The organism is Zarconia sp., from assembly GCF_057467645.1.
Window position 1 is genome coordinate 34,470 of record NZ_JBRJXU010000067.1, and the last position, 24,368, is coordinate 58,837.

General features: G+C 49.3%; 22 protein-coding genes and 1 CRISPR repeat array. Of the genes, 11 read left to right on the forward strand and 11 right to left on the reverse strand.

The window, feature by feature from the left end:
* The first annotated feature begins 1 nt into the window (after nt 1).
* The 3 genes from AC2215_RS10160 to AC2215_RS10170 all read left to right on the forward strand — a co-directional run bounded on the left by AC2215_RS10160 (nt 2) and on the right by AC2215_RS10170 (nt 2,002).
* On the forward strand, nt 2-379 hold the full coding sequence (locus AC2215_RS10160; RefSeq protein WP_486809870.1) for a response regulator: 378 nt from the start codon (nt 2-4) through the stop codon (nt 377-379).
* A 177-nt stretch (nt 380-556) separates the two neighbouring features.
* Nucleotides 557-1,060 carry a hypothetical protein gene (locus AC2215_RS10165; protein ID WP_486809871.1) on the forward strand — a complete coding sequence of 168 codons (504 nt, stop codon included), beginning with the start codon at nt 557-559 and terminating at the stop codon, nt 1,058-1,060.
* A 633-nt stretch (nt 1,061-1,693) separates the two neighbouring features.
* On the forward strand, nt 1,694-2,002 hold the full coding sequence (locus AC2215_RS10170) for a hypothetical protein (protein ID WP_486809872.1): 309 nt from the start codon (nt 1,694-1,696) through the stop codon (nt 2,000-2,002).
* Between the two features lie 292 nt (nt 2,003-2,294).
* Here AC2215_RS10170 and AC2215_RS10175 read toward each other — a convergent pair whose 3' ends face one another.
* From AC2215_RS10175 to AC2215_RS10190, 4 genes are all read right to left on the reverse strand, one after another.
* Nucleotides 2,295-3,230 (reverse strand): class I SAM-dependent methyltransferase, encoded by a 936-nt coding sequence (locus AC2215_RS10175; protein WP_486809895.1) that lies wholly within the window; start codon nt 3,228-3,230, stop codon nt 2,295-2,297.
* Nucleotides 3,231-3,411: 181 nt separating this feature from the next.
* Nucleotides 3,412-3,996 (reverse strand): pentapeptide repeat-containing protein, encoded by a 585-nt coding sequence (locus tag AC2215_RS10180; protein WP_486809873.1) that lies wholly within the window; start codon nt 3,994-3,996, stop codon nt 3,412-3,414.
* Between the two features lie 252 nt (nt 3,997-4,248).
* Nucleotides 4,249-4,716 carry a peptidoglycan-binding domain-containing protein gene (locus tag AC2215_RS10185; protein ID WP_486809874.1) on the reverse strand — a complete coding sequence of 156 codons (468 nt, stop codon included), beginning with the start codon at nt 4,714-4,716 and terminating at the stop codon, nt 4,249-4,251.
* 1,159 nt (nt 4,717-5,875) lie between these two features.
* Nucleotides 5,876-6,445 carry a DUF1802 family protein gene (locus tag AC2215_RS10190; RefSeq protein WP_486809875.1) on the reverse strand — a complete coding sequence of 190 codons (570 nt, stop codon included), beginning with the start codon at nt 6,443-6,445 and terminating at the stop codon, nt 5,876-5,878.
* Nucleotides 6,446-6,691: 246 nt separating this feature from the next.
* On the opposite strand from AC2215_RS10190, the gene AC2215_RS10195 reads away from it, so the two are divergent.
* A complete protein-coding gene (locus AC2215_RS10195) occupies nt 6,692-7,654 on the forward strand; it encodes an aldo/keto reductase (RefSeq protein ID WP_486809876.1) in 963 nt (320 codons plus the stop codon).
* A gap of 97 nt (nt 7,655-7,751) precedes the next feature.
* Here AC2215_RS10195 and AC2215_RS10200 read toward each other — a convergent pair whose 3' ends face one another.
* The 3 genes from AC2215_RS10200 to AC2215_RS10210 form a co-directional block, all read right to left on the reverse strand.
* Nucleotides 7,752-8,939 (reverse strand): sensor histidine kinase, encoded by a 1,188-nt coding sequence (locus AC2215_RS10200; RefSeq protein ID WP_486809877.1) that lies wholly within the window; start codon nt 8,937-8,939, stop codon nt 7,752-7,754.
* A 78-nt stretch (nt 8,940-9,017) separates the two neighbouring features.
* Complete coding sequence (locus tag AC2215_RS10205; protein ID WP_486809878.1) at nt 9,018-9,464, reverse strand: response regulator; 447 nt, start codon at nt 9,462-9,464, stop codon at nt 9,018-9,020.
* Nucleotides 9,436-11,715, reverse strand: a complete 2,280-nt coding sequence (locus tag AC2215_RS10210) for an ATP-binding protein (protein ID WP_486809879.1) — start codon at nt 11,713-11,715, stop codon at nt 9,436-9,438. Before AC2215_RS10210 ends, AC2215_RS10205 begins: the two co-directional genes overlap by 29 nt.
* A gap of 568 nt (nt 11,716-12,283) precedes the next feature.
* Between AC2215_RS10210 and AC2215_RS10215 the strand changes: the two genes are divergently transcribed.
* Together AC2215_RS10215 and AC2215_RS10220 are read left to right on the forward strand one after the other, a co-directional pair.
* Nucleotides 12,284-13,219 (forward strand): isoaspartyl peptidase/L-asparaginase, encoded by a 936-nt coding sequence (locus AC2215_RS10215; protein ID WP_486809880.1) that lies wholly within the window; start codon nt 12,284-12,286, stop codon nt 13,217-13,219.
* 554 nt (nt 13,220-13,773) lie between these two features.
* Nucleotides 13,774-14,064, forward strand: a complete 291-nt coding sequence (locus tag AC2215_RS10220; RefSeq protein WP_486809881.1) for a hypothetical protein — start codon at nt 13,774-13,776, stop codon at nt 14,062-14,064.
* A 184-nt stretch (nt 14,065-14,248) separates the two neighbouring features.
* On the opposite strand, the gene AC2215_RS10225 is transcribed toward AC2215_RS10220, so the two are convergent.
* Nucleotides 14,249-14,611, reverse strand: coding sequence for a DOPA 4,5-dioxygenase family protein (locus tag AC2215_RS10225; protein ID WP_486809882.1), 363 nt, complete (start codon nt 14,609-14,611; stop codon nt 14,249-14,251).
* A 36-nt stretch (nt 14,612-14,647) separates the two neighbouring features.
* On the reverse strand, nt 14,648-15,289 hold the full coding sequence (locus AC2215_RS10230) for an HAD-IA family hydrolase (RefSeq protein WP_486809883.1): 642 nt from the start codon (nt 15,287-15,289) through the stop codon (nt 14,648-14,650).
* Nucleotides 15,290-15,506: 217 nt separating this feature from the next.
* Between AC2215_RS10230 and AC2215_RS10235 the strand changes: the two genes are divergently transcribed.
* Nucleotides 15,507-16,184: a hypothetical protein gene (locus AC2215_RS10235; protein ID WP_486809884.1), complete on the forward strand. Its 678-nt coding sequence runs from the start codon at nt 15,507-15,509 to the stop codon at nt 16,182-16,184.
* A 96-nt stretch (nt 16,185-16,280) separates the two neighbouring features.
* Here AC2215_RS10235 and AC2215_RS10240 read toward each other — a convergent pair whose 3' ends face one another.
* Entirely contained in the window at nt 16,281-16,580 is a 300-nt protein-coding gene (locus tag AC2215_RS10240; RefSeq protein WP_486809885.1) for a hypothetical protein, read from the reverse strand.
* 269 nt (nt 16,581-16,849) lie between these two features.
* Between AC2215_RS10240 and AC2215_RS10245 the strand changes: the two genes are divergently transcribed.
* From AC2215_RS10245 to AC2215_RS10260, 4 genes are all read left to right on the forward strand, one after another.
* Nucleotides 16,850-17,437, forward strand: a complete 588-nt coding sequence (locus AC2215_RS10245) for a class I SAM-dependent DNA methyltransferase (protein WP_486809886.1) — start codon at nt 16,850-16,852, stop codon at nt 17,435-17,437.
* A 307-nt stretch (nt 17,438-17,744) separates the two neighbouring features.
* Nucleotides 17,745-18,854, forward strand: coding sequence for an L-dopachrome tautomerase-related protein (locus tag AC2215_RS10250; protein ID WP_486809887.1), 1,110 nt, complete (start codon nt 17,745-17,747; stop codon nt 18,852-18,854).
* Between the two features lie 158 nt (nt 18,855-19,012).
* Nucleotides 19,013-19,666, forward strand: coding sequence for a hypothetical protein (locus AC2215_RS10255; RefSeq protein WP_486809888.1), 654 nt, complete (start codon nt 19,013-19,015; stop codon nt 19,664-19,666).
* Between the two features lie 328 nt (nt 19,667-19,994).
* Nucleotides 19,995-21,104 (forward strand): M23 family metallopeptidase, encoded by a 1,110-nt coding sequence (locus AC2215_RS10260; protein WP_486809889.1) that lies wholly within the window; start codon nt 19,995-19,997, stop codon nt 21,102-21,104.
* Nucleotides 21,105-21,495: 391 nt separating this feature from the next.
* On the opposite strand, the gene AC2215_RS10265 is transcribed toward AC2215_RS10260, so the two are convergent.
* Nucleotides 21,496-22,974 (reverse strand): right-handed parallel beta-helix repeat-containing protein, encoded by a 1,479-nt coding sequence (locus AC2215_RS10265; RefSeq protein ID WP_486809890.1) that lies wholly within the window; start codon nt 22,972-22,974, stop codon nt 21,496-21,498.
* A gap of 339 nt (nt 22,975-23,313) precedes the next feature.
* Nucleotides 23,314-23,866: a CRISPR direct-repeat array (repeat unit 36 nt; unit sequence GTTTCCAACTAATCCGATTTAACCCAATCGGTAGGG).
* Nucleotides 23,867-24,368: the final 502 nt, after the last annotated feature.

A 24,368-nucleotide genomic window follows, 5' to 3' on the forward strand; every position in this document is an offset into this window, starting at 1 on the left:
TATGAGTAAGCGAATCTTAATTGTGGATGATGACGATGCCGTACGAGAGATCGTGCAATATTCCCTAGAAGCGGCAGCTGGGTGGGAGGTGCTGATGGCAGCTTCCGGTCGTGAGGGGTTGGCGGTGGCGCGAGATCGGCAACCGGACGCGATTTTATTAGATGTGATGATGCCGGAGATGGATGGATTGGAGACGTTGCAGCAGTTGCAAGGCGATCGACTCACTCGAGGCATCCCGACGATTTTACTGACCGCGAAAGCTCGAATTGGTCATCGGCAGCAGTGGGAGGAGTTGGGGATTATCGGAACGATTTCCAAACCCTTCGAAGCCCTGAGTTTGGTCGCGCAGATTCGATCGCTCCTGAATTGGAACGAGTAGGCGATCGCAAAATCCTCACAATTCTTATTTATGCTAAGTCTTGTAACCAGACTGATTCTTAACAAACTTAGGTTCGCAAAGCATGCGTTCTCGCATCTTCAACGTTAAGAACCTGCATTCGCGAGCCTATTTTTCCGGCTTTTTGACGATTGCTTTTACTTTTGAGCTGATGGATTTATGTTGAGCGCGACCATTGTTGCTGCCTCTACTCGTTGTGTTTGCGAGCCGCAGACCGCAGCAAGCATGAATAAGCCAGAAAACAGCAAGTTATATATCGATCTATCGGTTGAAGTTTTGAAAAACCAAGATCGAAAAGCGATCGAATTTCTCAAGAATTTTCTGAGGGTACTGCCCAGTTTAACGGAAATTTCAGCGGTTTTAATGGCTGCGCTCGAAAAGTTAGCTCAAACCGATCCCGATAGCTGTCGTTGGATTTTACGTCACCCCCAGTATTTGATGCCAGAACTCGATCTGCTGACCTGGGGTCAACAAATTTTGACATGTAAGCTCCAAACAGGAGAAATCATACCAGATAGAGATTTTTGGGTCGACAAAAATGCTAGAATATTACTAACAAAAGAAGCCAAACTCAGATTAATAGTCAGTAGTATAGAAATTGAATTTCTAATCCTTGAAGAAACAATTTCAACCTATATAAATCGGGATATTTCCGATTTTTAGCTTTGTTCCGATATCTGTGCATCTCTTTGGTTTTAAGCATTGCATTCGAGTTAGCGTTCAAAGTTAGAACGCAGGGTAATCTCAAGTTCGGTTGAATCCCTAAAATTCCAGTTGTGGAGAGAATCGGGGGCATCGAGAGGGATTCAAAGAAGAGATGGATCCTGTGGGGCTTAATGGTCGCGAATTATCCAAGCTCGATCTAAGTTCTTCGATGTTGTCATTTGCCTCGAACGAGTTGATTCCTTTAAAAAAATGTTAATATACCTTCGGTACAAAATTAAATTCACGTCTCGTTTTCTGCAACGCCAGCTATGTTAAAAAGCGGTCCGCTCGAGGCGATCGTCTTTCATGTCTCTGACGCTCGAGATTCTTTTTCACAAAACTCCAAATTTTAGGTTAAGTTTTAAGTATCTTGAGTCTCAAAGTATCAAATAATATGCCTCAAATTCGAGCGAGTAGATCGTCGCTGCTATTTCCGCTCGCACAGGAGCGAGATTTGCAATGTTTCACCGATACAACTGTTTGTATTTCTAAGTTCAACCCTCAAATGCGATCGAACCGGTCACCTGAATAAATTTTAGCCCTGAGTTCGAGAACGATCGAACTGAAGATTTAAATTTGGAGAACTGACAAATGACTGAAATCCTAACGGTTGTGACTGAAGAAGTTGAGATTATTCTTGATATCTACAACAATACTGAAGGGAAAAAATCCCTGAGGGCAAATCGGCTTAAACCCCAACTGATTGACTACGTCATGGGTCAAATTAAAACCGATCGATCGATGCAAGTCTATCTATCCGAACGATCTTCTCAGTTGAAGTTTCCCAGTCGTTCTTTGGAACTGCGCCTCAAACTTGAAGGTTACGCGCGTTCGGGACTGGAATCCCTGCTACAAGCATCAGCAGGACGGCGTTCTAGCGGTCGGACTCTATTAGCTTGAGATTGGCGAGCGGGTTTTTTATTGAACGTGAGTTCGGGATAAGCTGAACCCCTGATTCTGCCGTTACTAATTTTCAGCATTTGTCGGTCTCAAACCTGCATTCTCTCGTTGAGGCAGTTAAAAATCGACTCTTAACCCGAACTGACGTTATTTAAGATAAAACCAGCGTTGAGATTGGTGGGCAGTTGGATGGCGAGTTTCAACGTGAAATTCCCCATGAAACACTGTCCACCCTACACATTTCTGGAGGTGTATTGAGAGGATTGGAAGTCATCAAGTTTGAGGAGAGAAGCTACGCCTTCACCGAAGCGATAACCGTACGATGGCGGGGGCTATTAATTTCGATGGTGGGTTCGTTAAATCCCGCACTCACCATCGCGTCTGGCAAATCCAAGGCAAAATATTCGTCCAGCCAGGGTTCCGTACTTTTGAGTAACGTAAACACGTAGGTTGGCATCTTGGCAAATGCCTCCGATTGGGGGTTCATCTCCATGATGCCCAGATGTCCTGTGGGGCGCAATAGCCGTTTGGCTTCCTGAAGGATGGCACGAGTTGCAGCTTGGGGAAGTTCGTGACAGACCAAAAATAACGAGACAAAATCGAAGGATGCTGCAGGGAGTCCGGTATTTTCGGCGGCTGCGTGTACCCAGCGAATGGGGGGGGAAGCGTCTGAGTCGCGGCGTTGGGATTGGTGTGCGGCAACGGCGAGGAAATAGGGGGATAAATCTACTCCCGAAATTTGGGCGTTGGGGTAGGTGGCTTGTAAGGCGAAGGTACTCAAACCGACACCGCAACCTAAATCGACGATATCTTTGGGGGGATTTGGCAGTTGTTGGGAGACGATATCGTGGTAGCTTTGGCGTAGTTTAGCATCGCCTTTCGCTCCAGCTTCGGGCCAAATTTTCGCGTGAACGGCTTTGGCTGCGACCTCGAGTTCCGTGGCAGCTTCCCAGTTGAGATTGCCGGTTTCGTAGGCGTGGAAGGAGGTGAGGTAATAGTCGGGGTAGGTGAGGTTGGGATTTGCTAAGCGATCGAACTCCGTTTCTAGATTTTGCGATCGCAGGGCAGCGGCTTCCTCCCGCCAAGGAACCCCCAGACGTTCGGCGCGCTCTATCATCATCTGGCGAGCTTGATGTTTGGCAAAATTCGCTAGGGGTTTCACGGAGAGGATGCCGTTTACCAATCGCGACATCACGCTCAGATTCGATTTTTCTGCCGTTGCCACCATAACTCGATCGTTAATCTCGAACGAGTTCAACGTTATCGCGATCGGGCGATTTTTGGAAGTAGTTCGATAAATTTACTTACAATTGAACGTCCGATACGGGATAAAACCGTTTCCGATGAGAGTGGGGGACGAGGGTTGCTACCGACCCATTGTCAATTTTCAATAGTCCATTATCCATTACCTACCGACATCCCAAACTGTCGCGGGTGGAGATACCGGTGACGGGATTGATGCCCGATGCCCGCTTGCACATCAGCGTCATTTGATAGCGATCGAGAATGGTTCCGGAAAAATCCGCCCCGGTAATGTCGGTGTTGGCGAAACTGCTGCTCGTGGCGATGGCGTCGGTGAAAATGATATTGGTGAGATTCGCGCCATCGAACAGAACGCGATCGGCAAAAGATTCGGAAAGGTCGGCATCGGAAAGATCGGCATTGACCAGAGAGCCTTTGGTGAAGATCGCTCCCTTCAGATTTGCCCCGTGAAAGTTGACGCCCAACATATTCGCCCCAGCAAAGGCACTCTCTTCGAGGTCGAGCTCGGAAAAATCTCGATATTTGAGATCGGTGAGGGTGTAGTTGACGGTATTTTCCTTCGCCCAGACGGGAGAAACGGCAACGGTCAATCCCGATAAAACGAACATCACCAGGGCGATCGAAACTCGTTGAGACCAACTTCGCCGAATGGGATTTCTCCAGGTCGGAAGTGGGAGGTTGAAGCGATGGGTGGAGACGAACCGGGCGATGGATTTGAGATTAAAGTGCATACTGGGTTGAGATGTTCGAATACGGAGAGTGCGAGAGATCGAAACAGTTGAGGGTTTCGCGACGATTGTTGGCGATCGCTAGCGATATTTATTTTAAACCTGAATCAAGTTTTAAAGTTGAAACGGTGATTTTCCTATGGCGACGATCGCTTCGGGATTCAATTTCGATCGAATCCAAAAATCGGCGATCGTTTTTGCATGACGATCGCCTCAAAATCTCATCTCAAAACTAATCTCAAAAATCGTGCAGCCTTAGAAGTCGTCGTGAAAATTTTGGAACAATGCTTCCCAGGTTTTCGGACCGACAATTCCATCTGTGACTAAACCGTAGCGACGTTGGAATTTCAAGACGACATCTTCAGTCTTTTTGCCAAACCGACCGTCGGTCGCGATTTGATATCCAAAGTAGTTCAACAAATCTTGCAGGTATTCGACTTTGTCTCCCTCGCTTCCCAATCGCAGAATGGGTAAGCTGGGATTCAGGCGAATCTCAACCAGACGATTCCAGGTGTTTGGACCGACAATTCCATCAACGGTCAATCCGTATTCTCCTTGAAAAATTTTGACGGATGCTTCCGTTTTGGGTCCGAAAATACCATCAACTTCCAGATGCGATCCGTAAATATAGTTGAGGGTATTTTGTAAGTAGGTGACATCATCGCCCGTGCTACCTTGGCTGAGAGTGGGGAAGGTTTTGGCGGTTTCTTTGGCAACAGTCATGGTTCGTTCCTCGTATGAAGTGGGTGGATATGTATGCTTCGATAGTTTCACTGTAGAAACGGCTCCCACTTTGCCGAATAGAGTTCGTGCCACTTCTGTCTTTTCGACACGATCGCTGTAATTTCTAGATCGTTCTCATTCTCTGGAATGCCTATATCTCTGGGACTAGTACCCCAAAGGTGGAAAATGCCAGTTGCTAAATCGGTCTACGATCGGAAATCGAACGAGGATGAGATGTATGGGTTGAGGAGGAGCTCGCGTTTCGTACTGGTGCGTTTGCGCGCTTCAACTTCCATCGGACTCAAAAGGATAAGTCAAATCTTAGCTAAATCCCATCTCGGTTTCGATTTTCTAATCTGGAGTCAAATTCGAGCGAAATTAAGAGGGCGCTGGAGCGGACTTTAGGAAACGAGTTGTCAGGGGTTACAGCCTTTTGGTGGGATAATGTGAATTAATACGCCATGTTTGGGTTAGCTGGTGTGTCAACTTGCCAGTTTGACAGACTCCTCAATCACTACAAGTCTTAGTTTTACGTTGGTGCGCTTCAAAAATTCTCTCACCCGAAGAAGGATTGAAAACTTACTTGAAATCGGGCGATCGCATCCTGGGGTTGACAAAACGACAAAATTGTCAGGTTAGTTTTGGGTGGAGAAACCCATAAGCTCAGCCTGGAGTTAATCCCATCTCGGTTTCGATTTTCTAATCTGGAGTCAAATTCGAGGGAAATTTGAAGGGTGCTCGATCGGATTTTCGGAAACCAGTTGCCAGGGGTTACAGCCCTTTGGTAGGATGATGTGAATTAATACGCCATGTTTGGGTCTATACTTGTAAAAACTTGCGGGTTTAACGGACTCCTCAATCGCTACAAGTCTTAGTTTTACGTTGGCTCACCCAGAAAATTCTCCCGCCCGAAGAAGGATTGAAAACTTAATTGAAATCGGGCGATCGCATCTTGGTATGGACAAAATAACACACTTGTATTATGTGCATTTCAGTCGAGTTTGAAACTCCAGAACTAGGCGTGAGGAGTTTTTTTGCCCGATCGAATTTTTCAATTGCTCTCAATCTGTGCGGGTTGATTAACACGACCGATGAAATCGGCTTTTTTGCATTGCCATTCCCGAGCTAAAAAAATTGGTCACAATACCAGCACGAACCGCTATCGTTTGACAATTTCCTCAATCCGATCGACCGTTTGGGCGTATTCACGATCGCCGATCGCCGGATTTTGGGTATCCACTTCGATCGCCTCTTCAATGTCCAACCAAGAGCGACAACCCCCATATTCTAAACGATAAGAAATCTCCCGAAACGTATCTAATCGATATGCTCGCAACAGCAGAACGTAGAGCGGCTGTTTCGGTTTCCAGTTAAACCGTTCGCTGGCAAATCGATCGTTCCAAATATGATAATCCAGCAACGATTCAACAGTAGATTTCTCCGAAACTTGCCAGATATTGGTAATTTGCGCCCAGGCTCGAATGGAAACCCGTTCCGGATGCCAACCCGACTCGACAGTGGTGACGGAATTGGCATATTCGGGTTTGAGTAAATCGGGTTTTTGATGTTCGTAAGTCGGATAGAGTAACACCCGATCGAAATCCACGCTAAACCGTCCTTGGCGTTCGCGAATTCCCCCTTTTCGCAGTAGGACGATCGTTTTTCCTTGAGTTAGGGCATCTACTGCCACAGACCATTCTTTGAGAGCGTGAGTGAGTGTGAGAGTCATAGTGAAGGTTGGGGAGTGTTGGAGGCTGTGGGGGCTTCGCGAGCTGTGGGGGCTTTGGGAGCAGAGGAAAATCGACAGTCGGAGCATCTTGCTCCCGTTTCCTCCAATTCTCCCCCTTTCCGAACTCCGAATTCCGAACTCATTCCCCCCTTTCCAAATTCTGAATTCTACATTTATTCAGTTGCACGTAGCGTCTCTACGATAATCTAAACGGTATCGGTTCGCAGTTCGATAGGAGACAAACAAATGGAAACGCGCACCCTTGGCACTTCAGATATCCAAATTACCCCCATCCTGATGGGAACGTGGCAGGCGGGGAAGCGAATGTGGGTGGGGATTGAGGATGCCGAGACGGTCAAGGCGATTCGTGCTGCGTACGAGGGCGGCATTACCACGATCGATACGGCTGAGGTTTATGGGGAGGGACATTCGGAACAGATCGTTGCCGAGGCATTATCCGACGTGCGAGATCGGGTGGTATACGCTTCCAAAGTTTTTGCCAACCACCTCAAACACGATTTAGTTATTGAAGCGTGCGATCGCTCTTTAAAAAACCTAAAAACCGACTATATCGATTTATATCAGATTCACTGGCCTTCGGGAAGTTGGAACAGCAAAATCGTTCCGATCGAAGAAACCATGGGGGCATTAAATCAACTCAAACAGGCGGGAAAAATTCGGGCCATTGGAGTCTCGAATTTCTCCGTGGCACAAATTGAAGAAGCCTCGCAATACGGACGGATCGAAAGCGTACAACCGCCCTATTCTCTGTTTTGGCGACAAGCGGAAAAAGAACTGCAACCCTATTGCGTCGAAAAGCAAATTTCCATCCTCGCCTACTCCTCCCTCGCGCAAGGATTTCTCACTGGAAAATTCGGTCGGGATCATCAATTTGCCGAAGGCGATCATCGCGCGAAAAGTAAATTGTATTATAAAAAAGAGAACTACGATCGCGTTCAAAATGCTTTAGAAAAATTGCGCCCGATCGCCGAACGAAATCAGTGCAGTTTGGGACAACTTGCCCTAGCATGGCTGATTGCTCAACCCCAAGCTAACGCCATCGTCGGCGCGCGCAATGCCCAGCAGGCGATCGGAAATGTGGATGCGGCAAACGTGAGGTTGTCGGCGGCAGATCTAGCCCAAATTGATGCGATCGGACGGACGGTAACGGATGAGTTGGATGAGAACCCGGTGATGTGGGATTTCTAGGGTTGGTTAGTTTTTAGAAAATATCGATCGAGGGGGGAAGCATTTGGATGTTTAAAGTTCCCCGCACTACTCAGATCTCGCCCAAATGCGCGCGCCCCTACGTTAACGTCGGCAGTACCACTGTAAACGTCGTGCCCTCCTCGTTTTTGCTCTCGACTTGAATCTCTCCCCGATGGGCTTCGACGCAGCGTTTCACCATGGCTAATCCCAACCCATTGCCGGAAATTCTGCCGACATTACTCGCGCGATAGAAGGGATTGAAAATTTTATCGACCTCCTCCTCGGGAACGCCGATACCCCGATCGCCGACTCGGAAGGTGACAGCACTCTGACGTACCTTTAACTCCAAGCGCACCATCCCGCCTTCGGGAGAATATTTGATGGCATTGGTGAGTAAATTGAGGAGGATATGTCGCAAGAGGCGATCGTCTAAGGCAACCTGTCCCAGGCGATCTTGACTGACAAAACCGAGACTGAGATTCTTTTGGTCTGCCCCGAGTTGCAGTTCTTCGAGAAGTTGCCGGCAAAACGATTCCAAATCTAAGAGGGTTGGTTGGCATTCGAGTTTCCCCGAATCCGCGCGACCGATGAGTAAGACCTCGTCCAACAGATGCGCCATATTGTAACTGGCGGCACGAATTCGCTGGCAAATGGCACGTTTGCGTTCCTCGCTCAATTTCCCATCCCCATTTTGCAGCAACCCCGCCGAAGCGAGGATGGTGGTGAGGGGATTGCGGAAGTCGTGGGAGAGCATGGAGACGAATTCCGATTTGAGTTGGTTGAGTTCCTGGGCTTTCTTCAACTCGGCGGTGCGTTCTTGCACCTGCATTTCCAGGGCTTCCTTGGCTTCGTGCAAGGCAACGGCGGCGCGTTTGCGTTCGATGGCATATTGCAGCGATCGCACCAACACGTCGACGTTCACCAAACGCTTGACCAGGAAATCTTGCGCGCCGCGTCGTACCGCTTCGATCGCCAGTGCGTCATCGTTGGTATTGGTGAGAACGACGATCGGAACCGAAGGGGCTTGCGCCATCAACGGTGGTAGCGATGCCAGTCCTTGACTATCGGGAAGGGTCAGATCGAGCAAAATGACATCGAAATGTTCTTCCCCCAGCTTTACGAGACCTTCTTGTAGGCGTTTGACCCAGCTCAGTTGAAATCGATCGAGTCCAAACCCCTTCAATACTTCGTCCAACAACCTTGCTTCTGCCAGGTTATCTTCTATCAACAAGATTTTGACCGTGCTTTCAGACATTGCCTGTCGGACTTTTGTGTGGAGTCCCATACTCAATTCTACGTCTGTTACCTCTCAATCGAACCCAACTCGCCAATATTTTCAGTTGGGAATTATCCGGAAAAGCTGTCATTGTGAAGGAAGCGTCGCCGTCGAGAGCCAAAATTCTTCAATGCGCTTGGCAATTTGAAAAAGTTGGCTCAAGGTGCGAGATTTGGTGATGTAACAATTGGCATGTAAATCGTAACTTTGGGCGATATCATCTTCATTTTTGGAAGTGGTGAGAACAATCACGGGAATGCGTTTGAGATGGGAGTCGGTTTTGATTTCTGCGAGTACTTCCCGACCGTCTTTTTTGGGTAGGTTTAAATCCAAAACGATCAGATCGGGACGTACTGCATTGGTAAACTCTCCCTCCTGGCGCAAATAGGCCATGGCTTCCATGCCATCGCGCACCGTTTCGATACGATGGGGCATCGAGCTATCTTTGAGAGCTTCTTGAATCAAACGGATATCCCCGCGATTGTCCTCAACCAAGAGGATGATTTTAGGTGTTTCGACCTCTTCGACGGTCACGATCTCGTCCTCCCACAGGAATCGTAAAGTAGAAGGTCGCACCTTTGCCGAGTTCTGACTCGACCCAGATGCGTCCCCGGTGGCACTCGGCGATTTTCTTACAAATCGCTAATCCCATCCCCGTACCGGGATACTCGTCTCGGGTGTGCAGGCGCTGGAAGATGACGAAGATGCGATCGGCAAACTGGGGATCGAGTCCAATGCCATTATCTGCCACCGAGAACAACCAAGCATCTTCGAGGCGTTCGGCACCGATGTGAATTTTCGGCCGGCGATCGCTGCGGAACTTGATGGCGTTACCGATCAGATTCTGGAACAGTTGCATCAATTGGGTCCCGTCGGCGAGAATCGTCGGCAGGCGATCGTGGGTGACGATCGCACCGCAGTTGGCAATGCGTCCTTGCAAGTTACTCAAAGCCCGACCCATGGCCTCTCCCGAATCCGTGAGTTCGTACTCGATACCTTGCAAATCCACCTTCGAGTAGGCCAGTACGTCGTCGATCAGGGTCTGCATCAAACTCACCCCCTCCACGGCGAAGTTGATAAACTCCTTGGCATCCCCATCGAGTCTGTCGTTGTAGCGCATCTCCAGGAGTTGCACGTAGTTCGACACCTGATTGAGAGGTTCTTGCAAGTCGTGGGAAGCCACATAGGCGAACTTTTTGAGTTCCGCATTCGATCGCTCTAAATCCTGGGCCAGTTGTGCCAGTTCGTCGGCTTGGCGGAGAACGATTTTGACGATCGCTTTGCGCAATTCTAGCGCGGCTTTGACTTCCACCGCTTTCCAGGGAAGGGAAGTCAGGCGAACGGTTTCTTTCCACAACTCGAAGGATTTGCGTGGCGACAGGCGCAATGCCCCCTCTTCGCGGGTCGTTTCAAAGGCTTTGCCGGGGTCGCCTCCCCAATTCACCGTTTGAATCACCTCCGGACGGAACCATAACACGTAATTCCGCGGGGAAATGGGAATCGCGAGCAAACCGCTAGCAACGTTTTTATAGGCTTCGGCATCGGCATAAATCCGAGGTAGGGAATCGGTATAGAAAACCTCTTCGCTGATGTTGAGTTCGAGCCATTTGACCAAGAGTTTGAGGTCTTCTTCCGATGGGGTTTTCCCCAGAGTCGTACAGTCTCCCCCAAAACAAACCGCCGCACCGTCCGCACTGGCGAGTTCGAGCAAATTCGGTTGATTTTTAACTAAACCATCGATAAAGTTTTCCTCTTGGGACATATATTCGACCAGAATCGATCGAACGTATGACAGTTGGAGTTGATAGTCGTAATCTTCGGCTTCTTCCCGCGTCGAAAGTTCGGAGAAAATCACCCGACCTAAAAATTCGCAAGCTTTGCGCAATTCGTAGGAGATATATTTGGCCGTTTGATGGTGGCAAGCAATCAATCCCCACAGTTTTCCATCTTTAATCAGAGAAATGGTTAAAGATGCGCCAACTCCCATATTGTGCAAGTATTCGAGATGGCAGGGGGAGGCACTGCGCAGAATCGAATGGGTGAGGTTAATCGGAGCGTTGGTGAGGGGATTTTTCTGGGGAACAAGCCGTACGGGACTGGCTTGGGAATCGGGAATTAACCGAATCGAATTGGACCCGAAAAGTTGCCGCGCCGGTTGGGGAATATCCGAGGCGGGATAGTGCAATCCCAGATAGGATTCGAGAGCGTCGAGTTTATCTTCGGCCAGGACTTCTCCGTGTTCGTCCTCGTCGAATTTGTAGAGCATCACCCGATCGAATCCCGTGACTTTACGCACTTCTTTGACGATAATCTGGCAAAAGTCGCCGATAGATGACGTATCCTGAAGCTGTTTGATGGAGGCGCGGGCGAGATGGTAGAAACTTAAAAAGGGAATATTTTCTTGAGAGGTTGCCGGCTCGAGTTCTAATACTAAAAAATTATCGTCGCTGCGATGAAAAATACCGTCAAAAACGGCATACTCATCCCCCCATTTTTTAATCCAAATCTTGGTGGGATTGATATAGTCTAAATTTTCTCCCATCAATCCCTGTTTGACTCGATCGAGTTGAAAGGGATCGAGCAGTTCGTCGAGTTTTTTCGACAATAAATTTTCGAGTGTTTGCCCTAAAATGGATAGGGCATTATCGCTCACCTGCAAAATCTTTAAATCTGGTTCTTGTAGAACCAAAACCACCCCGTGGGGCTGAATTTCGATCGACGTATGAATGGGCTTTCGATCGAGATCGAGCGACGCCAACTCGCGATCGGATACTTCAATGTCCATAACGATCCTCCTAATGAGTTTTGGAGAATACCGCGCCTGTAACCTCTCGCTCCATGGAATTGCTCATGACCGCAAATTTGACCTGACGTGGAGTCTCCGCTACCGAATTTTATAGTTTTTTTTGAACTGAACTGGATGAACCTAATGGTTAACCCATTCTCCCAATATCGACAATGTCTTTTTCCATTTTTATCGCTGCCGAGACACAAAAGTATTAGGTAGAAAAACCTAGGTTTTTACCTCCATTGCCAAAAGATATTGCAACTCGATGGGTTCTCGAAATCTCCACTTACAGTAAATACAGTATATCTTGACCGATCGCACAGTTTAACCACTCGCAATTTTCTCCAATCTTAAAAATTAATTAAAAAAAATTTTTTTCACACAGAGTGTTTATTCCTTATAACGTTTTTCAAGGCTTAGCGTCTATCTTTTCTTATTGTCGATCGAACTGAAGTTTCAAAACTTATTACTTCGCATCCTTTAGAGATTTATTGTTGCAATTTGCGTTACATCTAATTTTTGCTAGAATCGACAGGTTCATTGGATTCGGGGTTAGTTTTCAATCGTGTCACAACCACAAGTGCAGCCCAAACTGATCGTTCATGGCGGTGCGGGTAGTTCTCTTTCGGGAAAAGGCGGTGTCGACATCGTCCGCAAATCCCTATATCGCATTGTTGAAGAAGTCTACGAACTTCTGAAAACAGGGGCGACGGCAACAGAAGCAGTGGTGCGCGGGTGTCAGCTTCTCGAAGACGATCCCCTCTTCAATGCCGGAATCGGTTCGGTGCTACAATCCGACGGTCAGATTCGCATGAGTGCCTCCCTCATGGATGGGGCAGCCCAGCGCTTTAGCGGCACGATTAACGTCTCGCGGGTGCAGCATCCCATCGAATTGGCACAAACCCTGCAACAGCAAAGCGATCGGGTTTTATCCGATGTCGGTTCGGCAGAACTCGCACGAGACTTAGCCGTTCCCGTCTTCGATCCGATGACCGACAAGCGTCTCAAAGAATGGTTGAGCGATCGCGACGAAAACTTCGAGCGAACCATGGCGGATGTCGTCGCCGAACCCGCAGGACATGGAACCATCGGTGTGGTAGCGTTAGACTCCCAAGGACGACTGGCGGCGGGAACCTCCACCGGCGGTAAAGGCTTCGAACGTATCGGACGGGTGAGCGATTCGGCGATGCCGGCGGGGAACTACGCCACCGATAAGGCAGCGGTTAGTTGTACCGGGATTGGCGAAGATATCATTGATGAATGCTTAGCGGCGAAAATCGTCATCCGCGTCACTGACGGACTTTCCCTCGAAGAAGCAATGTCGCGATCGATTTCCGAAGCCGATGGCAACAAACGAGATTTAGGGGCGATCGCGATCGATTCGACTGGGGCGATTTCTTGGGGAAAAACCAGCGAAGTCATATTAGCTGCATTTCACGATGGCGAAAACATCGGCGATACACTGGAAGTGAGTCGGGAAACGGGAAGTTCGGCATTTTAAATTCAAAAATTCCTCGGATGGGCAGTTTTTTGGGCGGGGATTTCACCTCCCAAAGCTCCAGAACGCTTGGCACTACCTGTGAGAGAGGAATGGACAGACCCTAGATATCGCAGGCACTGTAGCGTTCCATGTCAGGATATAGCAACTTTGGGAAATTGTTGCTAGAATAAGTCGCGCGGCATTTGATGCCGATGGCGGTATTGGTAAAAATTCAGATGTTAGACACACCTTTAAAAAACGTTGGTGTGGCTCATCAGCAAAAACCCGCCCCTGTAAATAATCCTTTGACGATACCTAAACCCTGACTGGGTTCTGTTGAAATTGCAGACTGCAAGTCTTGACTTGTTGTGTTTGCGAATAGTTTCGCTTGCACAGATGAAATTCAGCACTCACATGGGGCTGAAAACTCAATGTCAACACGACCTAGGGACTGGCAAAGATACGGGGTAAGGGTCAAAAGTCCTAGATTCCAGGGCGTGGGTTGGTGATTTTTTCACACAGTCCCGATCGCTCAGGTGGTCGGGCGTTAACCTCTAGTTTAAGGAACACACACAATGCTACAAGTACCAGACACTCTAGTCTTCAAAGCTCTCGTCCATGAAATCCAAGAAATGGAACCCCGTATCCCTGCGATTGAGATACTCCGTATCATGTGCGATGACAATCGGTGGCTTGCACAAGATTGCGAACAGTTCTTTTTTGTCCATGATGATGGCGAGATTACTGAAGAGGAAGCTTTTCTGCTGGAGTGGTTGAAAACGATGGAACAGAGCGATAGCGAAGCTCTTCGCGAGAAGTTGCTCCCAGTTGCTCATAAGCTAACTGAGAAGAGCCGGTATTACTAAATCAGACTCTTCGGCGTTCAAAATCAACTCGATTGGTAAAATTTGACGCCTCTAAGCCGTCATCTAGGCTCTTCGGTCTCATGGCGGCTTCGAAGCGTTCTTTAGTTCTTTAATGGTGTTTGTTATTTGAGAGAATCCCGTTCCCTCTTTTTCTCCCAGTATCGACTCATCGCGCAACACTGGGCTACATTTCACCGGAAGAAGTGCGGAAAATCGAGAGCTTGAGGGGAACCGGTTCCCCCAGCCAAGCAGCATGTTCGGTGTGGTCTTCAAGATCGTCTCCGGTCAAGGCATGGACGAGAACCGTCAAATCTCCCCGATGTTCGTCGAGCCAGGGAATCAACCGATCGAACTGTGCTTTATCAAATGCGAGTTGGCAACTCCAGCAAGGGTGGGGTCCAACAGGTTGGCGATGAACTCTCCCCACTACTACTCCGAAAAGGTCTCCGGCCTGACGGCAAATTGACGCAGCTCTTTCTACGGAGACTTCATCGAAATAGACATGAGCGTGGTAGCGATCGTAGTCGTTAGCAGGTCGTTTCGTCATCGGCTAATCTAAGACACTTCACTTATCGTCATTAACTTACCGTTTCAACAAAATTCCCCGTATCCCCACTGCTTTCGCCCCCTCAAAATCTGCCCCAGTGCTATCGCCAATGTGCCACGCCCCGTCGGGTTGACACTGGTGTTTTTCCAAGGCAGCGGTGAAGATGGCTCGATCGGGTTTGGCAGCACTTGCTTCTGTAGAAATGGTAACGGAAGTGAAGTAGCGAGAAAGATCGAGGGCTTCGAGGACGGCGTGGAGACGAGAGTCGAAGTTGGAAATCACCCCCAATTCGATGCCTTGCTGCTGCCAGTATTCCAAGGCGGGGCGCACGTCGTCGTAAACGAACCAGGGATCGGGTTTGGCGAAGTGCAGGTAGATGGGACCGAAAAATCGATCGAAATCCTCAATGCGATCGAAAACCCCTGCCAGTTTAAAAGTGCGCGCGGCAATCTCGTACCACCAATCGTATTCTTTGCCGGGAATCGCAACGGGTTCGACACCGGGAAACGCGCAGGGAGGGGAGTCGGAAAAACTCTCGTAAAAGGCTCGATCTAAAGCCTCGACATCCACGTCTATCCCAGACTGGCGGGCAAATTCTCCGTAAATCTGTCCGACGCTACCCCGAATGCCAAACAGGGTATAAACGGCATCTAAGAAAATGACTTTAGGTTGAGACACGAGCGCACCCCGAGCAAACAACTTTTATCCTCAATTGTCAATCGTCAATTGTCAATTGTTGGCGAACCGGTCAATGATAGAGTTTGCGATCGGATGGCGGAATTCGGAAGGGCGCAATGGAAGATAAAGAAGAAAGATTAATTAATTGTCAATTGTCCATTGTCAATTGTCCATTGGTAAAGATGCCAGAATAGGAGCAAAACGCAAGCGCAATACTATGTTGATGGAGCCAGATTTGCAAGGATTGGAGATTTCTCCAGGGGAACTGAGGCGTTTGAGCGGGTGCGATTCCTCAGCCATACTGCGTCCGGCGAAAATGAAAAATCGTCGGTATCTGCTCAATTTTCTCTTTCAGGAATTTCTCGTGAGTTTGGCGCTCACGCCCGTTTTGGTTGGATTTATCTACGTTTTTGTTATCCGACCGATTTTGGGATCTTCTTTGGTGGCGGCACTGGCTTGTTTGGTGGTGATGCCGGTAGCGATCGTGGCGGGACGCTGGATCTGGCGACAGTTTACCACTCCAGCGACGTTGGTAGCGCTCGTAGATGATGTCGATCGCTATCATGCCACTCTAAAGGCGATCGCCATTGGTGACTCCCTCGAAGCCGCTGGCAGTCACGATGGCAGTTCCCGCGATCGCCAAACCCTGATTTCGGCAATGGAACTGACGCGGGCGGATTTGGTACGCGCCCTGAAAACAGAACGAATTCTGCGGGAGAACAAAGACTTTATCGCCACCAATCCGGAACTGTTTGCGAGCAATTTAACGGCAGTTGAAGCGTTACAAGTGAGCGATCGCGGCAGTGCCTACAGCGAGTTTCTCAACGATGCCCTGCAAATTGGTATCAGCATCCAGGAAGAGATGCGGAAGTTGCAAAAAGGCGATCGAGGGTAATTGGGGTATGGGGTGTAGGGTGTAGGGTGTGGGGTGTGGGGAATGGGAGACAAGGGATAATTTAGCCCCCGAAGCCCGCGCCCGATATGGCGACGGCTATAATTCCAGAACGTGACAGTTATAGGGATCGAGAGAGCGATCGAACCCGTGTCGTTCGGCGATCGCGCAACGATTTATCCGATTGCAATCGTAGATTTCCCAAATCTGAAACTCTTCGCAACTGCGCTGTTTCAAGGCTTCTCGGGAGGGGGCGGGAATCGTGACGAACAGCCACTCCCAGAAATACCCCCGTCCGGGGAGACAACAGAGCTTTCTCACGTAGCACAGCCACAATAAGTAATCCAAGTATTCCGGTTCGTTCGGAGGTTCGGGGTTGTTGATTTCGGGGGAATCCATCGGAAAGGTTTGCCTCTCAATGGAAAGGATATTGCGGGAACTCGATCGGGGTGAGGGTCGATGGTTTGCCCTCAACTTTCACCCGAATTCGGAGGTTCTCCTAAAATATAGGATAATCGCAAGGAGTTCGATCGATAACGATCGCACTCAACCGACGACCGACTCTCCTGGACTACCTGAACGATGACGATGGGACAGATACCCGCGAATTGGTCGTGGGTTGACTGACTGTTCCAATATCCTCTTGATAACGTAGGTTAATAATTGCGATGTCTACCAAAATTTCTCCCCAGGAGTTTTACAATAAATTTGCGCCAGACTATGACTGCGCTCTGCAAGGAACTCAGATTAATGCTCAGCATGTCAATGAAGCTGCAAATATCTTTCATAAATATCATCGAGGTACGAGTGGAAGCATTCTAGATATAGGATGTGGAACTGGGCGTTTAAAGGACTTACTGGAAGGAGAATTTGAGTACACCGGGATTGATGTTGCAGAAAAGATGCTTCATTATGCCTCAAAACGCGGTTATAAAACTATCCACAAATCAGTCGTTGAGGCTCTTCCCGAACTGCCAGACTCCTCTTACGATTTTGTCTTTGCTTTAAGTTCTTTACTCTTTGTTGAAGATATTTCTTCGATCTTGCAACACCTTCATCGAATTGCCCGTAAGTCAGTTTTTCTGAGTCTTGACAGCTTAACTCAAGAATATATCGATAATTTTACGGTTACCGTTTTCGACCACTCCAAAGTCTCGATTCCAGATGCACAAGATGATTACTTCATCAGGGGTTGGACCTCTCCGACGACAGGAATCACAATCCAAACTAGAATGATTTACATTTCCAAAGACTAGGCAGCAGATGCCTAACTTGGCGTGCACTTCACACTTAATGTTTGGGTAACTGTTGAATTTCGGCTGCGGCTGCGGCTAAACTTTGTTTTTCCCAGCCGCATAGTTATTCCCTTAAATATAGTTTCCCTGAATCTTTTTCTTATAATTGCTACCACCAGTTGGGATGATTCGAAGATCGGTTTCTTGAAATGAAATGTGACGAATTCAAGCACCCCGATCTGCATAGCATTGTAACCTTGAGTTTTATAGATGTCATGTTTGACGACACTTGACAATTGGCTCAACTTACAATCCTAAATTCTCCATCGTGAAGCACTTATCCCTTGTCATCCCCCTGCTATTCACCGGCATTCCCGTCGCCGCCCTCGAAACCATCGCCCCGATTCCCGTTCTCGCCCAAACCGAGGAAAGGGCGCTCGAAATTGTCGCCGAAACGGAACTTGCCCCCGGCAACATCACCGTCACCCCTGACGGACGTATCATCGTCAGCATGCACCAATTTTTCAACCCGGAATATCCGGTGATGGAACTCACCGATGACGGCGAACTGATTCCCTTCCCCCATCCCGATCGCTTTTCTGGATTCGATGCGGTGTTGGGAATTCAAGCCGATGCCAACGGCGTCGTATGGATGCTCGATAACGGGTTGCGCAGCGGCGTTCCTCCCCAAATCATCGGTTGGAATACCCAAACCGATCTCCTCGAAACCTCGATTTCCCTACCTCCAGAGGCGATCGCATCTAATTCCTTTCTCAACGATCTCGCCGTCGATCTCACCCACCAAACCATCTACATCGCCGATACCACCCGAGGAGGAAGTCCCGCCCTGATTGTGGTGAATTTAGCCACGGGGAACGCCCGACGGGTTCTGGAAAATCACCCCAGCGTCGTAGCTGAAAACGTGGAAATGGCGATCGAAGGCAATCCTGTCCGCCAGCAGCGTCCCGACGGTTCGATCGTCAACCCCCGCATTGGCGTCAATCCCATAGCCCTCGATCCCGATGATGAGTGGCTGTACTACGGCCCCATGAGTGGCACCCAGATGTATCGAATTCGGACGGCGGACTTGCTCGATTCCAGCCTCGACGCGACTCAACTGGGGGAACGGGTGGAAACCTACGGAGAACGTCCCAACTCCGACGGCATCAGCGTCGATCGAGCCGGTCACGTTTATATTACCGACTTTGGGGAAAATGCGATCGGGGTAACTCGTCCTGACGGCACGTACCAACCCCTGGTGTCCGAACCCTGGCTATCCTGGCCCGATGCCTTCAGTTTCGGCCCCGACGGCAACTTATACGGCGTAGCGAACCAACTGCATCGCACCCCCGCATTAAATGCTGGAGAAGATATCGCCGATCCCCCCTTTATTATCTTTCGTATGGAACCCCTTGCTGAGGGAGTGGTAGGACGATGAGATGGGGTGTGGGGTGTGGGGAAGACGCGGGGACGCGGTGATGGGGAAGAGCGTCGTTACTGACCCATTGTTAATTGTTCATTGTTCATTGCTCTTAGGAAACCCAATTTCACTTCAATACGTCTAGTATCGATGTTCGCAAATTGGATTGTTCCTAAATGAAAATCTTTAAAAACGGGTCTCGTTCGATGGCGTGGACGATCGCCTTGGGACTCACTGCCAGCGCGATCGCTCCCACCCTTGCCCCTGAGGTGGCCCGCGCGCAATTTCAACCGCCCCCATCTCGTCAGAGCGATCGCGTGGTAATTCCTGCCGGGACGCGCATCCCGGTAGACTACCCCGAGGCCACCAAAATCGTCGTTGCCCCCAACGAAACCCTACCGGTAACCCTTTTGGTTACTCGCGATTTGACCTCGACTTTAGGAACCGTTCTGATTCGGGCGGGAAGCGAAGTCACCGGACAAATCGAACCTACCGCAGGGGGTTCCGTATTTGTTGCCGATGAACTGATTCCCCGCTTCGGCGACGAAATTCGACTCGATGCCACCTCGAAAGTGATTACCGAAACCGAAGAAATCACCGAAGGCGACGATAAAGATAGTATCGTTCAGGGTGCTTTAATCGGGGCGGTAGCCGGTTCGGTTCTTTCGGAGGTTTTCGGCGATATCGACTTGCTCGAAGTGCTGCTCGGTGCGGGAGTGGGGGCAGCGGCCGGTGCCGTACTCGATAATGGGGAAAGTACCGAAGTGGTGGTCATCGACCCGAGTACCGATTTAACCCTAACGTTGAACTCCGACCTGGTTCTGCGCTAGATTCTGCCCCACAGGACATTAAATTTGACTCTCAAACGACCCTGAAATTTTTCGAAAGTTGCCTTAAAATTGGGACGATTGAAAATATTCCGTACTCGCCCTTTATCTTTTTCTCGTGACCGTTGTTACCAACGCCCTTCGAGCTTCAGTAATAAGTCATAAGTCATGAATGCGATCGACCCGAAAAAAAGGTTAAAAGCATCTTCCTGAAGGGTAAACAATTCTAAGATAATTTCTTCAATCGCATCCTTAGGCTTTGAAAATAAGTCAAACTTATTACTTATTACTTAACACTTATTACTTAACACTTGTTACCCGTACCAAGCTTATGAATTCTTGTTCTGGAAAATACTTTTGGGCGATACTCCTAGCGACTAGCACCATTATCCTGGGGAGTTGCCGCAGCCTTCAGGAAGCCTCGACAGCCGCTTCAAAACCGACGGTTTCCGAAACAACTTCAGCATCCACCACTTCAAAAGAGACTGAAACCCTCGCCCAAAATCGCGATCCGAACGCGATCGAGTTATCGATTCCTATTGACTGCAATCTCGGGGAAGATTGCTTCATCATGCAATATGTCGATCGCGATCCCGACCCGAACGAAGAAATAGACTTCGGATGCGGTCGGCAAACCTACGACACGCACAAAGGCACGGATTTCTCCCTTCCCGACGATACCGCCGTAGACGAAGGGGTTGCGGTGGTGGCTTCCGCTGCCGGAACCGTTTTGCGAGTGCGAGATGGCGTTCCCGACGTGCGGGCGAACGATGCCCAGGTGCAAGCAGTGGAAGCCCAGGGGATCGAATGCGGCAACGGTATGGTTATCGACCATGGGGACGGCTGGGAAACTCAGTATTGCCACCTCCGTAACGGTAGCGTCGTCGTCGAACCGGGAACGGAAGTAGAACAAGGGGATGTATTGGGAATGGTGGGGTTGTCGGGAAAAACCCAGTTTCCTCACGTTCATATGACGGTGCGCTACGAAGGGGAAGTGGTTGACCCGTTCGTGGGAGTGACAGCCGAACCCGGTTGCAATATCGATCGCCGTCCGTTGTGGGATCGACCGCTGGAGTATACGCCGACGGGGTTGATTCGGGCGGGTTTTGCCACGGAACAACCGAATTTCGATCGCCTGTGGGATGGGGACTTTTCGGAAACGGAGTTCGATCGCGACCTTCCGGCTTTAATCTTTTGGACGTTCTCCTATGGTGTTTTGGAAGGAGACGTGCAGGAATTTCGACTTTACGACCCCGAGGGGAAAGAATTTGTCAATCAAGCTTCGGAAATTGAAGAATCGAACCGGACTTGGATGAGTTTCGTGGGTAAGCGAAATACTTCCGATCGCCCCATTACTCCTGGAACTTGGCGCGGCGAGTACGAGTTGAAGCGGGGGGATGAGGTGATTTTTTCTGTGGAACGAGAAATCTCGATCCGCTAGATTGTTTTGGTGCCCAGGAGGCTGTAGGGGCACAAGCATTTGGGCGATAAATTATGCGATCGATAAAACTGACATATCCAAATGCTTTGCCCTCCTCCGCAGAGGAGGCAGTTGTAGGGTGAGCAGTTGTTACCGTCGAGATTGAATGGTGAGACGGGTTATCGAACTGTCCACCAACCCTAACGGATACACGGATAAAGGTGGGCAATTTTTGGTCGGATTCGATCTTGACCTGAGTTACCTAATTGCCCACCCTACTCTTTCTAACTAACGCCAGTTTTGGATAAGCCGAAACCCTGATGCTACCGTGAACCCGAAATCGGCAAAAACCTGATTCTGTCGTTGAAGCATTGAAAATTTAGCGCTTAACCAAAACTCAGGTTAACTACTCCTAACCTTTACATATTGCCCCGATATCGGCACGATCGCCTCGGGTTTGTCCCCGGTAATCGGTCATCACCCCAAAAGATTCGCAGGTTCCAATGGCCGCACTTCCATCCTGCGGCGAACATTCTTCATCCAACATCGGATCGGAATTCATCGAGGAACCAAAACAAGCACGGGGATACTCGATGCAACTTTGAGCGTTAATTTCCCCAGGGTTTTTGTCAATTAATGCTGGCGAAACGGAGGTGGCATCCTTGAAAATACATCCTCGCAGGGAAATACCTTTCACCCGCCCGGGATTGGTGTAAATGGCCTCAGTTTCGCTATCAGCGACAGTGCAGTGAAATAAGGTCGTGGGGTTGTGAGTGGCAATCGCCGAACCCAAAGTTCCGGAGTTCTTGCGGAAAATGGAATTGAGAACGGTCAACTGGGAATCGGCCCGACCGGCAAAAATCGCTCCCCCTTCATCGTGGCAGGCATGGGAGTCGCAGCAGGAATTGTTCTCGAACAAACACCGATCGATTTTCGTGGGTAAATCGTTGATACGCAGCGCCCCACCTTGGGATTTCTCCTTCGCGGGTGTATTGGGTCGGCGATCGAATTTCACGGTGTTGTTGCGGAAGGTACATCCGCGAATAATCGAGGTTTCGCCATTGGCCCCATACCCAAACCAGAAACACGCACCCCCTTTACCAAAGGCGCGATTCCCCTCGAACAGGCAATCTTCAATGAGTGCTTCTTTACCGGGACTGCCGCCACCGTGACTGTCGGTACCGCCCAAGCCGTCGGTATAGATGGCCCCACCCATACCGTATCCGTAGGTATCGTTTCCGGCTAGACCCGATTCGAGGTAATCGTTGGTATCGTTATTGCGGAAGGTGGAACGGCGAAGTTTCACCCAGGTGGCTCCGACATTAATCGCGCCGCCAGTGATGCCGTGGTTTTCCTCGAAGGTGCAATCGGAGATATCTAACTCGCAATAGCCGTGGGCAGCAATGGCGCCGCCACTGTTGTGTTCGAGGGCAAAGCTGCGATTGTTAACGAACGAGCAGTGGTTGAGGGTTAAAATCGATCGCTTGACGATCCGAATCGCACCGCCACCCCATTCCTCGCAGGAATTGCCCTCAAAGGAGCAGTTGGACACGGCAATTTCTGAATTCGACGCACAGCGAATCGCACCACCGGCACCTTTGCCTTTTCCCGACTGCGGGACGGTCGCTTTGCCGTTGCGGAAGCGAATATTATCGATTTTGACACCGGTGACGTTGCCGACGTTGAAAATCCGAGTTGCGTTTTGCCCGTCGAGGGTAATCCCGTTTCCCTCAATGGCAACATCGCTGTCATACACGTTAATTTGAGAAGTCAGGGCAATGGTTCCCGACACTTGGATCTCGACGGTGTCCCCAGCAGATGCATCCTTGATGGCTTCCCGAAGAGACCCCGCGCCGTCGTTGTTGAGATTGGTAACAGTGAAGATTGCCATGGCGTGAGTATCGTATCGATATTTACGGTAGATGGGATTTGGGGAAAAGATTCAGAGTCGAGCGCGATCGCTCTAGATCCGGTATCTTTCCCTCGAATCCACTTGTTTCAAGTCTAGGCTTGACAAAATCCGTAAATACCGAAATTCGATCGGTTGAAGACTTGAGTCAGTCAAGATTTCAGCGATTTTAAAATTGCCGGTTTTGTCGAGATTGGGTCGGTTTCGATCGGGTTTATACGTAGAACGAAAGCGATCGGGATTGTACGGTCGTTTCTGAAAGTCGATCGAAAAAAAGAGCGAAGTCCTAAAAACTTTGCCCTTTTTAATGGAATATTTTGGATTTCCAACTAATCCGATTTAACCCAATCGGTAGGGATGGCTCCGGAGCAACAGTCTTCGGACAAAGAGGTTACGTTTCCAACTAATCCGATTTAACCCAATCGGTAGGGTGATTTGGATGCGCGACGATGTTAACGGTGGCTATGTTTCCAACTAAATCCGATTTAACCCAATCGGTAGGGAGAAGAGTGGAAGCCCTTCGAGGAGTATAAACAGTTTAACAGTTTCCAACTAATCCGATTTAACCCAATCGGTAGGGAAGGGTTCGGTGCCGACGCCGTCGTCGGTACGCCGGAGACCCGTGGTTTCCAACTAATCCGATTTAACCCAATCGGTAGGGCTTTCTCGAAGGCGGAAATGGAAATGACACGCTAGCGGTTTCCAACTAATCCGATTTAACCCAATCGGTAGGGTTACTCCCCCAGTCGATGGCGGCGAAGTTACGTTTCCAACTAATCCGATTTAACCCAATCGGTAGGGATTTTTTGGAACGTTGAGGAGGTTTCTCCCTCCCTTGGTTTCCAACTAATCCGATTTAACCCAATCGGTAGGGTGTTCCTCTGTAGAACCCAGATAGAACAGGAGTTTTGAGCCTTAAAATGACCCATCTCTGTCTTGCAGTATAAATCGAGTCTGCACGCATAGCAACTGACACCGTTCAATCCAAGTCTCCGTAAGGATTTGAACCATCTCCATGAGAGAATGGGGGTTTCGGCGATTTCCCGAGATGGGTCAAGCCCGATCGAGCAGCGGTTTAGATGCGCTAAAACCTTTTCTCCAGAATAATTTCGGGGATTTTTATCGAGTTGTACGTCAATCAATTTTCCTTTGACCCATCTCAGACCGATCGAATGCCGCGTCTCGGGAAATTGGCAGCTTCCCCAGATAAAGTGGAGCCATCCCTCTCGAAGAGAGAGAGACTCAAAAATAGATGGAGTCAGGGTTACAGCCATACGACGACGAGTGGATGCGAGCAACGGATGCCCCAAAAAACCGGCGAGAAAGGGAGATTTCCATTTTTCCCCATAGACAAGGGGTTGTGCAACATTTAACCG

Coding starts and splice junctions, on each gene's coding strand:
- AC2215_RS10175 (WP_486809895.1), bottom strand. CDS start 3,230: ATGGTGGCAACGGCAGAAAAATCGAATCTGAGCGTGATGTCGCGATTG.
- AC2215_RS10160 (WP_486809870.1), top strand. CDS start 2: ATGAGTAAGCGAATCTTAATTGTGGATGATGACGATGCCGTACGAGAG.
- AC2215_RS10200 (WP_486809877.1), bottom strand. CDS start 8,939: ATGGGACTCCACACAAAAGTCCGACAGGCAATGTCTGAAAGCACGGTC.
- AC2215_RS10185 (WP_486809874.1), bottom strand. CDS start 4,716: ATGACTGTTGCCAAAGAAACCGCCAAAACCTTCCCCACTCTCAGCCAA.
- AC2215_RS10180 (WP_486809873.1), bottom strand. CDS start 3,996: ATGCACTTTAATCTCAAATCCATCGCCCGGTTCGTCTCCACCCATCGC.
- AC2215_RS10170 (WP_486809872.1), top strand. CDS start 1,694: ATGACTGAAATCCTAACGGTTGTGACTGAAGAAGTTGAGATTATTCTT.
- AC2215_RS10260 (WP_486809889.1), top strand. CDS start 19,995: ATGAATTCTTGTTCTGGAAAATACTTTTGGGCGATACTCCTAGCGACT.
- AC2215_RS10255 (WP_486809888.1), top strand. CDS start 19,013: ATGAAAATCTTTAAAAACGGGTCTCGTTCGATGGCGTGGACGATCGCC.
- AC2215_RS10265 (WP_486809890.1), bottom strand. CDS start 22,974: ATGGCAATCTTCACTGTTACCAATCTCAACAACGACGGCGCGGGGTCT.
- AC2215_RS10210 (WP_486809879.1), bottom strand. CDS start 11,715: ATGGACATTGAAGTATCCGATCGCGAGTTGGCGTCGCTCGATCTCGAT.
- AC2215_RS10245 (WP_486809886.1), top strand. CDS start 16,850: ATGTCTACCAAAATTTCTCCCCAGGAGTTTTACAATAAATTTGCGCCA.
- AC2215_RS10240 (WP_486809885.1), bottom strand. CDS start 16,580: ATGGATTCCCCCGAAATCAACAACCCCGAACCTCCGAACGAACCGGAA.
- AC2215_RS10195 (WP_486809876.1), top strand. CDS start 6,692: ATGGAAACGCGCACCCTTGGCACTTCAGATATCCAAATTACCCCCATC.
- AC2215_RS10220 (WP_486809881.1), top strand. CDS start 13,774: ATGCTACAAGTACCAGACACTCTAGTCTTCAAAGCTCTCGTCCATGAA.
- AC2215_RS10225 (WP_486809882.1), bottom strand. CDS start 14,611: ATGACGAAACGACCTGCTAACGACTACGATCGCTACCACGCTCATGTC.
- AC2215_RS10235 (WP_486809884.1), top strand. CDS start 15,507: ATGTTGATGGAGCCAGATTTGCAAGGATTGGAGATTTCTCCAGGGGAA.
- AC2215_RS10165 (WP_486809871.1), top strand. CDS start 557: ATGTTGAGCGCGACCATTGTTGCTGCCTCTACTCGTTGTGTTTGCGAG.
- AC2215_RS10190 (WP_486809875.1), bottom strand. CDS start 6,445: ATGACTCTCACACTCACTCACGCTCTCAAAGAATGGTCTGTGGCAGTA.